Genomic DNA, 1,446 nt, shown 5'->3' with positions numbered 1-1,446 from the left:
GGCCTCTACCGCGCGCTCGACCAGGGCACGATAGCGCTGCGCATAGCGCGAGTCTTGATAGTCAGTCAGCAGCTTGCTTCGGTGCTCGACGATGGCAGAAAGGCTCTCGGGAGCGGGCTCTAACGAGGCAACAGTGCGATCGCCGCAACGGTGAATCGCCTCCTCGACCGCCGAGGCATCATGCACACACAGGCGCCCGAGCCTGAAGGCGCGCAGGTTGAGCGGCACCTGCACGCCATTGAGTTCAATCGCGCGTTCGATGGCCTCGACTCCCATGGGCAGCCAGCCACGCTGCGCAGCCATGCCCACCATCATCAGGTTGGCCCCAACCGGATCACCGCACAGCAACGTGGCCCATCTTGTCGCGTCCGCATAGTGGACGCGATGTGGCGGCAGCTTGGCGCTGACCTTGCCTTTGAGCAGCCCGGCATCGACACGGGCGTCCGCCTGGGTCACGAAGGCTGCTGTCGGCGCCACGCGGTCGTTGCCGAGGAAGCAGGTCTTCTCGCCATCCAGCGTGCGATAGCTCTCGTCCCCCAGTGCCGCGATCAGATCGAAAGCCAGCACGAGCGATGCGTCACCCAAACCCAGGCGTGGGCTGGCCACGACGCCGCCGGCCGGTGCCACACGCAGGTGGCTATAGACGGCACCGTTTTTTTGCGACAGTCCCGTCATGTCGTAGCCCTCACACACCGCGCTGTTGATGAAAAGGCGCTTGTCAGGGTCGATCAACTCGCCCTTCTTGCGGCGTCGGCGCTTCTCGGCGGCGCAAGTCTGCTCAAAGATCAGCACGGTGCAACCGGCCGTGTCTCGAAGCTCGCGCTGCACCTCGTCGAGGTGGTCGCGATGTCGCACCTGAACGCCCGCGGGCAAACCCGAATCAGGGCCATACAGGGCGGGCTGGTCGCTGACCACGACCACGCGCTTGACCCCTTCGTGCTGCACCTGCTGAGCCATGGCGCCCACGGAAAGCGGGCCGTCCACCGGCTGCCCCCCGGTCATCGCGACGGCATCGTTGTAGAGAATCTTGTAGGTGATGTTGGCGCCGCTCGCCACGGCGGCCCGGATGGCCAGCAAGCCCGAGTGGTAGTAGGTGCCGTCGCCCAGATTCTGGAATACATGCCCAGCTTTCGAGAAGTGGTGCATCCCGACCCAATTGAGGCCCTCRCCGCCCATCTGCGTGCTGACCAGGGTGCGCGGTTTGGCCCACATCGCCATGCCATGACAGCCAATGCCCGCCATCGCCACACTGCCATCGGGAATCGCTGTCGAGGTGTTGTGCGGGCACCCCGAGCAGAAATAGGGCTGGCGCCTGCCGGTATCCGCCACGATGGCGGTCAGGGCGCCGCGGTAGGCGCGAAGCGATTGCACGCGTTCGTCGAGAGCGGCATCGGCCAGGCCGTTGGCACGCAGGCGCGAGGCGATGGCCAGCGCCACGTCGATGGG

At 65.7% G+C, this 1,446-nt stretch carries 1 protein-coding gene; it reads right to left on the bottom strand.

What is annotated here, in order from left to right; all coding sequences use genetic code 11:
* A partial coding sequence (locus AC1DU6_RS32530) for a 2-oxoacid:acceptor oxidoreductase family protein (protein WP_477862369.1) occupies positions 1-1,446 on the bottom strand: 1,446 nt, incomplete at both ends.

The organism is Roseateles sp. P5_B10 (assembly GCF_056400485.1).
This window is presented reverse-complemented; position numbering and strand designations above follow the sequence as displayed.